Raw genomic sequence first — 11,394 nt, 5'->3', positions numbered from 1 at the left:
GAAAAATGGAAAATTTAAATTATTTTACTGGTGAATTTAGTGAATCCGAATTAAAAAATCATTTTGATTCCTTAAATGAAGAAAAACTGAAATACGAACTTAAAAATTTTATAAATCAATATCTAGATTTAGATGAAGAAGAACAATTGAAATATGCTAGGATTGTTTTAGTTATTTGTAGTGAATTTGAAAAACAAATTGATAAAGAAATAGAAAAGAAGTTGTTAGAGTTTTTCAATAAGCTCTTTGTAGATCATTTTTTAAATGTTTCAAATTTTGTAATTAGACATTATTTGTATTTTTTGTATTCTTACTTTTATAAAGAACTTGATTATGAAGACTATTCAACATTAATTGATAATAATAGTTTATTTTTATACTTATGTCATAAAGTAACTACGGAGAGTCTTACAGAAGATCACCTAACCCCTTATGTTATCGACGGTTTGTTATCAGTTTTTTTGTGTGTATTTGCATTTACAAGATTTGATTATGTAAAAAGAGTTGATTTAGAAAAGAACTTGATAGAACTTATTGATGTTATATTTAAAAACATTAATCTTAAATTATTTGAAATAATTGACTTTTGGTATTTTAGATTAGATGAGCTTGTTTCAATTTTTCAATTTGAGCACTTAAAGATAATAAATAACTATTTCATGGAGAATCCTCAATCTGAAGATATTGATGCCTACCTAGATTTTATATCAAGGCATTTTGATGATATAATTGAAGATTCAATAGAAGTTATTCGAAAGATAGCAGAAGAAAATGATTCGGATATCATCCGAAATCAAGCTATTAAGATAATTGAGAAATATGATAACGATTATTTAAATGAGAAAAGTGATCCAGAATCTATCTCAGCATTTGATGCTGAACAACTTTTAGAACAAGCGGACAAGATTATATACTATATTCGTTCTAAATTGACTGTTGATGCAAATGAGTTGAAAGAAATAGGTTCCTTTGGACATTATACTAAGATTGACACTTTAACAAACTACCTCATAAAAGCCGACTGGAAGAATGACAATGATGACAATGATTCTAAAGTGAAATCTCCCTATTTGCGGCTTACTAATCTCAAGCAGCTAAATGACCCGATGGAAGGAAGGGCAATCCACGATTATTTGGGTATAGATAATACTTTTTTTCAACAATACCAAACTTCCAATGTTTTTATATCCTCTCTAACCACGGTATCTGATAGTTTACCTATGTGGAAGGAATATGCAGATTCATCTCAAGGTGCCTTCCTTGAATATAATCTGTCTTATCTTGAAGATATAGTTGCTCATAAATCTATAGAGTTTGTTAAAGTTCATTATTTAGATTTAATGTCAGAAAATAAAGATGAAACAGATGTTGGTAAATCTCTTGATAATTTAAAACAGATATTTAAAAAATTGAAAGAGCTGGAAGCTGAAAAAGAATTAAAAAGTTTTGCTGAGAAATTGAAGAAGATTTCTTATCTTTTCAAAGTTAAAGACTATGAGTATGAAATGGAGTATCGTATTTTAATTAATTTAGATGATACAGCGATACAAAATATTATTAATAGAGATGCTAATGATTCATCAAATGAGAAATACTTGAAGAAAGAAGAAATTGGGTTAGAAGTTTTTGATAAAGTTAACTATAATGATTTTAGGAAGTATATCGTATTAAGCCCAAAAGATAATGGCAGATATGATTTATTTGTATACATTAATCTGGCTCCTTTGAAATACTCAAAAGTAATTCTGGGGCCAAAGGTTACGGATGCAGACTATATTGCTCCTTATCTCAAACTTGCTAATCCTGATATAGAGATAGAAAGTTCAAAGATCCCTTATCGTTAAGTTTAGAAAAAATTAAAGCTTCAAAGAAATTATAATCTTTTTATTAATAAGGAGAAGCTAGTAATGAAAAAAATTTTACTTTTAATTTTCTTCATTGTAAATATTGTCCCTTTATTCTTTATTCTACGTTTTGCCTTCCTTTTCTTTACAACAACTTATGACATTTTCCCTGAAGCAAATCAATCGGAGGTAGAGGCAGCAGTAAGAAGAACCCTTGATTTGTATGGTTTTAAAGGAGATATGAAGGTTACGAAGTTTTCTAGAGATAAATGGACTTCTGAAAAATACAAAATTGAATACGATTATAGTGAAGAGGTTGATGGAAGTAGAGTCACTGTGAGTCATGCCTTGTTTTATCGTCCAAAGTCCTCAAAATACCATCCCCAAAAGACTGATGAAGAACTAGCCTATGATGGGAGTACGAAAACCATGTTACAAGAATTTTCAGACATGGCTCATAAACTACTTAACCAGCATCCTGTCAGTATTTCTCACAAAGAGAAGGTAGAGAGTTTTTTTAAGCAATATGAAAATCCAAATCTAGAATATGTGAATAGTTACTGGAGTGTCGATACTGAATCTGGGAATATTCAAGACTATTATGCTCTCATTGAAAAGAATCGTAAGGAAGGGAAAGCTTTTCAAGGTTTGTATGATCTCCCTATTGATGAATTCTTGGAAAAAGAAATGATTAAAGGATACATCATCTATCGCGATATTGTTTTAGAAGAGGGTGAGAAAGATTATTTTGGTAGTGAAGGTGGACTGAATGAGTTTATCAAGAATGGAATAGATAATGCAGAGCTACCAGATGCCCTTTATGAGGTTTCTTACTACTATGGTGCTAAAGGATATCGTTCAGGTAGTAGTGTCTCTTTAAAGGTTCAAAACCATAAGATGCTCTATTATGGAAGTAATTTTAACTAAAAATTTTATATGTAATAATTTGTGTTAAAATAATAGACGAGATAATTTAAAAGTGATAGATATTAGTCATTAGTTAGTAGTTTGAATTTAAAGGAGGAATAAATAGTGAAAAATTCGAGTACTTTTAACAAGCTTATTTATATCGTCCTATATTCCTTACTGATAGCATTTGTTATTGTTCATGTCATATTATGGTCATTTGGTTTATCATTTACTCCGATTATTTGGAATATTTGGCTCTTTCTTCTAATTTTTACTCTATTTATTCGCTTTTTGAAGTCCTTTGCAATTCTTGATCTTCTTTTTGGGATATTTGGACTGAAATTTATTCCCATAGCGTGGAATACAAAGCTTTTTGTTCCAATTATCCTCTCTATTTCGCATATTTTTATTTACTTTTTAAAGAGGAAATATCGCTTCCTTGAAGGAGTGCGCAGTGCGATTTGTAGTTTTTATATTTGGTTATTTGTAATTGTCGTTTTCGTCTTTATTCCAAATCCTCCTGTTCCAATCACGATTGATTATGAAGTTAGGGAACAAGAAATTGTCATTAAAAAAGGATATTTGCTTCATGATGTATACTATTATCATGAGTTGATTAATCCCTTTATCATGAAATCTGATATTAAGTTCGAAAAAGTCATATAACAAATTAGAAAGTGAGTAAATTTATGTCCCGTGCGCAAGCAACCATTTTAACCAATATCTGTCTGATTGAAGACCTTGAAACTCAGCGCGTGGTTATGCAGTATCGCTCTCCTGAAAGGAATCGCTGGTCTGGTTATGCCTTTCCTGGAGGTCATGTAGAAAATGGCGAGGCTTTCGTAAAGTCTGTCATTCGTGAAATCTATGAAGAAACAGGATTGATTATCCAAAATCCTCAACTGGTCGGTATTAAAAATTGGCCCTTAGATACAGGTGAGCGCTACATCGTCTTTTGTTATAAGGCGACAGAGTTTACTGGAAGTCTCCAATCATCCGAAGAAGGAGAAGTATCTTGGGTGCAAAAAGACCAGATTCCAAACTTGGATCTGGCCTATGATATGCTACCCTTGATGGAAATGATGGAAGCACCTGACAAGTCAGAGTTCTTCTATCGCCACCGTACAGAGGACGGCTGGGAGAAAGAAATTTTCTAGTCTTTTACTAAATAACCTAACTGATCCAAGGCCTCCTCGATATAGTGGAGGTCTTGTTGTGTTTCAGCTTCAACAAGGTGGTAATGGATGCCGTCTGTCAATTCAGAAAGTGGTCTAAAGTCAGAATTCTCGACTTGTTCCAGAAAATGCTGGACATCTCGGCGACAGGTGAGTTTGAGCAGAGTTTCAATTTCACCATAAACGGGATGATCAATTAAGATATTTTGAACGCGTCCGCCATTATCTACTATAGCCAAAAGTTCCTGACCAATTTCTTCCAGTTCATGTTTCACTTTAAAGAGTTTGTGGACGTAGGGGTTGGCATCATTTTCTTTGTAGATATAACCACGATTGGTTGACAAGATAGGAGCGCCATCGGCTCGCAAGATGGCAATGTCTTGGACGATGATTTGGCGTGTGACATGAAAGTGTTCAGCCAAGGTTTGACCATTGAGAGCTTTTGGTGACTCTTTTAACAGTTTGAGAAGAGCTTGTTTGCGATCCTTTGTCATAGTTTTTCCTTTTAGCGACGTTTTCGAAGCACTTTATAGACAGCTAGTGCTAATGTATAGTCTATCATACTATGGACAATTGTTCCAAAACCAACTAGGACAAAGAGAACATAAAACATATTTTCAACGTTTGTCCCTGAAGTAGCATAGAAGATGATACAAGCCAGTACTTCAGCAATAGCGTGAACAACACCCAAAACAAAGTTAAAAATCCAAGATGCCTTTGGTTTATCCAAGGTTTCAGGGAATTTTTTTAAGTAAAATGCTCCCAAAATACCAAAAACGATGTGAGAAAAGGCGCGCAGGACGATAACCATGGGATAGCCTGCCATCAGGAAGCCGAGACTAGAAGCGATGATCACAAAAGCAGCCATCAAAGGTGATAGGAACATGGCGATAAAGATGGCGATATGGCTTCCTAAAGTGTAAGAAGCTGGTGGGATGACGATTTTAAAAGGCATAATGATCGGAATCAAAATCGCGATTGCTGTGAGTAGTGCAGTCATGGTCATAAACTGCGTTTTTTTCCGTATATCCATAAGAACCTCCATTTAACTGTATATACACAAGTATAGTACAATAAATAAACAGACATGTCAAGAATTTATTTTGATTTTATTGGAAATTTTCAAAAGTATAGGTGGTAAATTCAAAAAATTTTCATATATTTTCAAAATTTTGAACTAATGACTCCTTGGTAAATAACTTTTTATGAGTAGAAGATGAGCCTTTACTGGTGAAAACTAAAACTCCACCTTCAGGACGAAAGTGGAATTATGCTTATTTCTTCAAGGTTTGTAATCGTGGGACAATTGCTACAGTTAGGATGGCTGAGATGAGTAGTTCAGCAATTGAGTTTGTAGAGATAACAGTTGCTAGGAGTTTTTGGATATTGCCATCAAAGACATTTCCAAAAAGGAAGAAGATTCCCCCAAGGACAAAGACGGTATTGGTAAGAGAACCGAGAGCACCGGCAATGATGAGGCCTGTTCTGTTTTTCAATAATTTATAAACTAGGTAAGGAGTCAGACCAATCAAAACGCGAGGGACAATAGCGATAATCGCAGAATAGATATTTCCGTTCGGTACGAATGGTGAGAAGAGGTAGCTGGTTGGAAGGATGGTAATCGTGTTTACCGTCAAGCTAAGTAGCCCCATCAAGAAACCAAGTGTAACTCCAACTCGAGGGCCGTAAATAATACTTGCAATGATTACCGGAATATGAACGATGGTTGGTTTGATTGGAAATGGGAAAAGATTAAACAGGATTGAACTTAAAAAGTGGATAACGAGCATAGTTGCAAAAAAGATTGCAATGGGCGCAATATTAGAGCGTTTTTTCATCGAGGGTTTCCTTTATTCTTTCTAAAATAGTATTCAGGTCAGCTAGGGCGCCTTTTCCGTAATCGCCACAGGCTAGTAGAGATTCCTTTGGAGAGATAATCTGATAACCATAGGTCTCTAATGTTTTTAGATTAGCCTGAGTTGCCGGATGGTCATACATTTTTGTGTTCATGGCTGGTGCGACTAACTTTTTGACGTGGTCTGGCAGGGCAAGAGCTGTACTCGTAACCATGTTATCCACAAAACCATGCGCAAGTTTGGCAATGGTATTAGCGGTAGCGGGGACGACGATAAAAAGGTCGGTTTCTTTTCCTCTTTCGATATGATTGACTTGATCAGGATAGGGTTCCTGCATGACATCAAGATGAACTGGATTCTGTGAGAGTACCTGTAGTGTCAAAGGCTGGATAAACTCTCTCGCTGCCTCAGTCATTAGGACAGTGACATCATGGCCTTGTTTTTTTAAAGAACTGACGAGATCAGCTGATTTATAGGAGGCAATAGAACCTGTCACTGCGATCAGAATATTTGCCATGGCTTTCCTTTCTATGAATCGTAAGCATGAATTTTCTCAAGTAGGAGGCTTGCAATTTCCTCTTTTGTTTGAACAGTTTGAAGATGGTCTTTCTCAACAAAGATTGCCCGATGCTGATTTGCTGAAATTTGAGTTAGGTCATTTGCAATGATTAAGTCTGCTTGGTTCTTGATAAGACTCTTTCGTGCGATCTCAATAAGATAATCCTCAGAGACATCAACCAGCAGTTTAAAGCCAATTAGATGAATAGCAGGATTCCATTCCTTGACTAGAGAGATGATTTTGGGTGTTTTTTTCAAAAATAAAACCTGCACCTCATCATTGGAAGAGATCTTAGCTTCTTTGTTTTGCTTGTCTAAAAATTCTTCTGGATTAGAGCTAGCCTGTACCTCCTCAAGCCCCGTCATATAAACAGGAGTGTAGTCAGAAACTGCCATAGAATGAATCAGAACCTGATAATTTTGAACATGCTCTTTCATTTCTAAAAGAAGATCATGAGTATTTTTGATTTCTCGAATGGTTAGATAGGGATGAGGTTCTGGCTTCACAGCTCGGTTTGTCGTTATCAGACAAACCTCATGACCAGCAGCAAGTAGGGTTTCGGTGATGATTTTCCCCAAGAGACCAGTAGAATGGTTCGTAATAGAGCGGACTCTATCGATAGATTCACTCGTACCGCCCGACGTAACTAAAATTTTCATAGGACTATTGTACACAAAAATAAACGTTAAGTAAAATGAAAGCGATAAAATTTTGCTAAAACAAAGCTACACTATAGTTTACAACTATAAAGGCATATAAAATTTTTCAAAGGGCTCTAAAAATCTTGAAATTTAGGATATTTACGAACGTTCTAAGAGTTTAAGGGTGTTAAAAATCTTTTTTTGTGTTATAATGAATTATCACATTAGAGATTAGAGGAGTTTTGAATGAAAACAGATATTGAAATCGCACAGAGTATTGAGTTAAAGCCAATCGTGGATGTTGTAGAGAAACTGGGTATTTTTTACGATGATTTGGAGTTGTACGGAAAGTACAAGGCTAAGCTCAGTTTTGATAAAATTCGTGCAGTTGAGAGTATTCCAGTTGGGAAATTGATCTTGGTAACTGCCATCAACCCAACGCCTGCAGGTGAAGGGAAGTCAACCATTACCATTGGTCTTGCAGACGCCTTGAATAAAATTGGTAAGAAAACCATGATTGCTATTCGCGAACCGTCTCTTGGTCCAGTCATGGGGATTAAGGGTGGTGCTGCTGGTGGTGGTTATGCCCAAGTGTTGCCAATGGAAGACATCAACCTCCACTTTACTGGAGATATGCATGCCATTACAACTGCCAACAATGCCCTTTCTGCTTTGATTGACAATCACTTGCACCAAGGGAATGAGCTGGGAATCGACCAACGTCGCATTCTCTGGAAACGTGTCGTGGACTTGAACGACCGTGCCCTTCGTCATGTTACCGTTGGACTTGGTGGCCCTCTAAATGGTATTCCACGCGAGGATGGTTTTGACATTACCGTTGCTTCAGAAATCATGGCCATTCTTTGCTTGGCGACTGATATTGAAGATTTGAAACGTCGTTTGGCTAATATTGTAATCGGTTATCGCTATGACCGTACCCCTGTTTCTGTAGGGGATTTGCAGGTTGAAGGTGCCTTGGCTTTGATCTTGAAGGATGCTATTAAGCCGAACTTAGTTCAGACAATTTACGGTACACCCGCTTTTGTACACGGTGGTCCTTTTGCCAATATTGCTCATGGATGTAACTCAGTTTTGGCAACAAGCACAGCCCTTCGCTTGGCTGACTATACAGTTACTGAAGCTGGTTTTGGTGCGGATCTTGGCGCTGAGAAATTCCTTGATATCAAGACACCAAACTTGCCAACTTCTCCGGATGCAGTAGTTATTGTCGCAACCCTTCGTGCCCTCAAGATGAATGGTGGAGTTGCTAAAGATGCTTTGACAGAGGAAAATGTGGAAGCCGTTCGCGCAGGTTTTGCCAATTTACAACGCCACGTTGAGAACATCCGTAAGTTCGGTATTCCAGCAGTTGTTGCGATTAACGAATTTGTCACTGATACAGAAGCTGAAATCGCAGCCTTGAAAGAACTCTGTGCTTCAATCGATGTTCCAGTTGAGTTGGCTAGTGTATGGGCTGATGGCGCAGAAGGTGGAGTAGCGCTTGCTGAAACGCTTGTCAAAACAATCTCAGAAAATCCAGCTAACTACACTCGTCTTTATGACAATGACCTTTCTGTCCAAGAAAAGATTGAAAAGATTGTTACTGAGATCTATCGCGGTAGCAAAGTGAACTTTGAGAAGAAAGCCCAAACGCAAATCGCTCAAATCGTTCAAAACGGATGGGACAAATTGCCAATCTGTATGGCTAAAACTCAGTACAGTTTTTCTGACAATCCAAATGCACTTGGAGCACCAGAAAACTTTGAAATTACCATTCGTGAGTTGGTACCAAAACTAGGTGCAGGTTTTATCGTTGCTCTTACTGGTGATGTTATGACCATGCCAGGTCTTCCAAAACGTCCAGCCGCTCTCAATATGGATGTTGAAAGTGATGGAACCGTTCTAGGATTGTTCTAATATTTAGATGATATTTAAAGAGTTTGGAAATGCTATCCAAGCTCTTTTTCTTATCTAGATATGAGGCCTTGTCTTCAGCTGATGAGAGAGTTTTCTTCTACAAGCCACCAGTCTAGGTAAAGATATTTTCCCTGATTTTTGATATAATAGAAACATTGACTTCAAGAGTAAGGAAGAGAAAATGAACGCATTATTGAATGGAATGAATGACCGTCAAGCTGAGGCGGTGCAAACGACCGAAGGTCCCTTATTGATTATGGCGGGGGCTGGTTCTGGGAAGACTCGTGTTTTAACTCACAGAATCGCCTACTTGATTGATGAAAAAATGGTTAATCCTTGGAATATCTTGGCCATTACCTTTACCAACAAGGCTGCGCGTGAGATGAAGGAGCGTGCTTACGGACTAAATCCAGCAACCCAGGACTGCCTGATTGCGACCTTTCACTCCATGTGTGTTCGTATTTTGCGTCGTGATGCGGATCATATTGGCTACAATCGTAATTTCACCATTGTAGATCCAGGAGAACAGCGAACTCTTATGAAGCGCATTCTCAAGCAATTAAACTTGGATCCGAAAAAATGGAATGAACGGACTATTTTGGGAACCATTTCCAATGCTAAGAATGACCTAATTGATGATGTGGCTTATGCTGCTCAAGCTGGTGATATGTATACGCAAATCGTGGCCCAGTGTTACACAGCCTATCAAAAAGAGCTTCGTCAGTCAGAGTCTGTTGATTTTGATGATTTGATTATGTTGACCTTGCGTCTCTTTGATCAAAATCCTGATGTTTTGACCTATTACCAGCAGAAGTTTCAGTATATTCATGTTGATGAGTACCAAGATACCAACCATGCCCAGTACCAACTGGTCAAACTCTTGGCTTCACGCTTTAAAAATATCTGCGTGGTCGGTGATGCGGACCAGTCTATCTACGGTTGGCGTGGGGCTGATATGCAGAATATCTTGGATTTCGAGAAAGATTATCCTCAAGCCAAGGTCGTTTTGTTAGAGGAGAATTATCGTTCAACCAAAACCATTCTCCAAGCTGCCAATGACGTCATCAAAAACAATAAAAACCGCCGTCCTAAGAATCTCTGGACCCAGAATGCGGATGGGGAGCAAATCGTCTACTACAGAGCCAACGATGAACAAGATGAGGCTGTTTTTGTAGCCAAAACCATAGATGAACTTGGTCGCAGCCAAAACTTCCTTCACAAAGACTTTGCAGTTCTTTATCGAACCAATGCGCAATCTCGTACTATTGAGGAGGCCCTGCTCAAGTCCAATATTCCTTATACTATGGTTGGAGGGACCAAGTTCTACAGCCGTAAGGAAATCCGTGATATTATTGCCTATCTTAATCTTATTGCCAATTTGAGTGATAATATCAGTTTTGAGCGCATTATCAACGAACCTAAGCGCGGAATCGGCCCAGGAACCGTTGAGAAAATTCGCGATTTTGCGAATATGCAAGACATGTCTATGCTGGATGCTTCAGCAAATATCATGTTATCAGGAATCAAGGGTAAGGCAGCTCAGTCTATCTGGGAGTTCGCCAATATGATTCTGGATTTGCGGGAGCAACTGGACCAGTTAACCATTACAGAGTTAGTTGAGGCTGTTTTAGAAAAAACAGGTTATATCGATATTCTCAATGCCCAAGCGACCTTGGAAAGCAAGGCTCGGGTTGAAAATATCGAGGAATTTCTCTCTGTTACCAAGAACTTTGATGACAATCCTGATAGTCAAGAAGAGGAAACAGGTTTAGATAAACTCAGTCGTTTCTTGAATGACCTTGCCTTGATTGCGGATACAGATTCAGGCAGTCAGGAGACATCAGAAGTAACCTTGATGACCTTGCACGCTGCTAAGGGACTCGAGTTCCCAGTTGTCTTTCTCATCGGGATGGAGGAAAATGTCTTTCCACTTAGTCGTGCAGCAGAAGATCCGGATGAGCTAGAAGAGGAACGCCGTTTGGCCTATGTCGGTATCACACGAGCAGAAAAGATCCTCTATCTGACCAATGCCAACTCACGCTTGCTTTTTGGGCGTACCAACTACAATCGTCCGACCCGTTTTATCACTGAAATCAGTTCTGACCTGCTTGAGTATCAGGGCTTGGCTCGTCCAGCGAATACCAGTTTTAAAGCTTCTTATAGCAGTGGTGGCGTGGCCTTTGGTCAAGGTATGAGCTTAGCTCAGGCCCTTCAAGAACGGAAACGCAATGCTGCACCAAGCTCTATCCAGTCAAGTGGTCTCCCATTTGGACAGTTTTCAGCTGGAAATAAAAAAGATTCGACTGATACAAGTTGGTCCATTGGTGACATTGCCCTTCACAAGAAGTGGGGTGAGGGGACAGTCCTTGAAGTCTCAGGTAGTGGGGATACTCGAGAACTAAAAATCAATTTCCCAGAAGTAGGTCTGAAAAAACTTCTAGCCAGCGTAGCTCCAATTGAGAAAAAAATCTAATTTTTCATCCTTCTCACGAA

The 11,394-nt window shown here is 38.0% G+C and carries 10 protein-coding genes; 5 read left to right on the top strand and 5 right to left on the bottom strand.

What is annotated here, in order from left to right:
- The first annotated feature begins 5 nt into the window (after nt 1-5).
- The 3 genes from GOM48_RS05530 to GOM48_RS05520 all read left to right on the top strand — a co-directional run bounded on the left by GOM48_RS05530 (nt 6) and on the right by GOM48_RS05520 (nt 3,910).
- Complete coding sequence (locus GOM48_RS05530; RefSeq protein WP_235096374.1) at nt 6-1,844, top strand: DUF2971 domain-containing protein; 1,839 nt, start codon at nt 6-8, stop codon at nt 1,842-1,844.
- A gap of 63 nt (nt 1,845-1,907) precedes the next feature.
- Nucleotides 1,908-2,771, top strand: a complete 864-nt coding sequence (locus GOM48_RS05525) for a hypothetical protein (protein ID WP_235096373.1) — start codon at nt 1,908-1,910, stop codon at nt 2,769-2,771.
- Between the two features lie 671 nt (nt 2,772-3,442).
- The gene (locus GOM48_RS05520) at nt 3,443-3,910 is read left to right on the top strand and encodes an 8-oxo-dGTP diphosphatase (RefSeq protein ID WP_235096372.1); all 468 of its coding nucleotides are present in this window, start codon (nt 3,443-3,445) and stop codon (nt 3,908-3,910) included.
- Here GOM48_RS05520 and GOM48_RS05515 read toward each other — a convergent pair.
- The 5 genes from GOM48_RS05515 to coaB form a co-directional block, all read right to left on the bottom strand.
- Nucleotides 3,907-4,422 carry a transcription repressor NadR gene (locus tag GOM48_RS05515; protein WP_000159165.1) on the bottom strand — a complete coding sequence of 172 codons (516 nt, stop codon included), beginning with the start codon at nt 4,420-4,422 and terminating at the stop codon, nt 3,907-3,909. The genes GOM48_RS05520 and GOM48_RS05515 overlap by 4 nt on opposite strands.
- 11 nt (nt 4,423-4,433) lie before the next feature.
- Nucleotides 4,434-4,961 carry an ECF transporter S component gene (locus GOM48_RS05510; protein WP_235096371.1) on the bottom strand — a complete coding sequence of 176 codons (528 nt, stop codon included), beginning with the start codon at nt 4,959-4,961 and terminating at the stop codon, nt 4,434-4,436.
- 241 nt (nt 4,962-5,202) lie between these two features.
- Nucleotides 5,203-5,766, bottom strand: coding sequence for an ECF transporter S component (locus GOM48_RS05505; RefSeq protein WP_235096370.1), 564 nt, complete (start codon nt 5,764-5,766; stop codon nt 5,203-5,205).
- Complete coding sequence (coaC, locus tag GOM48_RS05500; protein ID WP_235096369.1) at nt 5,750-6,301, bottom strand: phosphopantothenoylcysteine decarboxylase; 552 nt, start codon at nt 6,299-6,301, stop codon at nt 5,750-5,752. The genes GOM48_RS05505 and coaC overlap by 17 nt, the downstream gene beginning before the upstream one ends.
- Nucleotides 6,302-6,312: 11 nt before the next feature.
- Nucleotides 6,313-7,002 (bottom strand): phosphopantothenate--cysteine ligase, encoded by a 690-nt coding sequence (gene coaB, locus GOM48_RS05495; RefSeq protein ID WP_235096368.1) that lies wholly within the window; start codon nt 7,000-7,002, stop codon nt 6,313-6,315.
- 228 nt (nt 7,003-7,230) lie between these two features.
- Between coaB and GOM48_RS05490 the strand changes: the two genes are divergently transcribed.
- Nucleotides 7,231-8,901, top strand: coding sequence for a formate--tetrahydrofolate ligase (locus tag GOM48_RS05490; RefSeq protein WP_235096367.1), 1,671 nt, complete (start codon nt 7,231-7,233; stop codon nt 8,899-8,901).
- A gap of 181 nt (nt 8,902-9,082) precedes the next feature.
- Nucleotides 9,083-11,374, top strand: coding sequence for a DNA helicase PcrA (gene pcrA, locus GOM48_RS05485; RefSeq protein ID WP_235096366.1), 2,292 nt, complete (start codon nt 9,083-9,085; stop codon nt 11,372-11,374).
- Nucleotides 11,375-11,394 lie beyond the last annotated feature (20 nt).

It is taken from the genome of Streptococcus oralis (genome assembly GCF_021497885.1).
Lineage (GTDB): Bacteria > Bacillota > Bacilli > Lactobacillales > Streptococcaceae > Streptococcus > Streptococcus oralis_BQ.
Note: the sequence above shows the minus strand (reverse complement) of the source record. Positions and strands in the feature narration are given on the sequence as shown.

Coding starts and splice junctions, on each gene's coding strand:
- coaB (WP_235096368.1), bottom strand. CDS start 7,002: ATGAAAATTTTAGTTACGTCGGGCGGTACGAGTGAATCTATCGATAGA.
- GOM48_RS05505 (WP_235096370.1), bottom strand. CDS start 5,766: ATGAAAAAACGCTCTAATATTGCGCCCATTGCAATCTTTTTTGCAACT.
- coaC (WP_235096369.1), bottom strand. CDS start 6,301: ATGGCAAATATTCTGATCGCAGTGACAGGTTCTATTGCCTCCTATAAA.
- GOM48_RS05515 (WP_000159165.1), bottom strand. CDS start 4,422: ATGACAAAGGATCGCAAACAAGCTCTTCTCAAACTGTTAAAAGAGTCA.
- GOM48_RS05520 (WP_235096372.1), top strand. CDS start 3,443: ATGTCCCGTGCGCAAGCAACCATTTTAACCAATATCTGTCTGATTGAA.
- GOM48_RS05525 (WP_235096373.1), top strand. CDS start 1,908: ATGAAAAAAATTTTACTTTTAATTTTCTTCATTGTAAATATTGTCCCT.
- GOM48_RS05510 (WP_235096371.1), bottom strand. CDS start 4,961: ATGGATATACGGAAAAAAACGCAGTTTATGACCATGACTGCACTACTC.
- pcrA (WP_235096366.1), top strand. CDS start 9,083: ATGAACGCATTATTGAATGGAATGAATGACCGTCAAGCTGAGGCGGTG.
- GOM48_RS05490 (WP_235096367.1), top strand. CDS start 7,231: ATGAAAACAGATATTGAAATCGCACAGAGTATTGAGTTAAAGCCAATC.
- GOM48_RS05530 (WP_235096374.1), top strand. CDS start 6: ATGGAAAATTTAAATTATTTTACTGGTGAATTTAGTGAATCCGAATTA.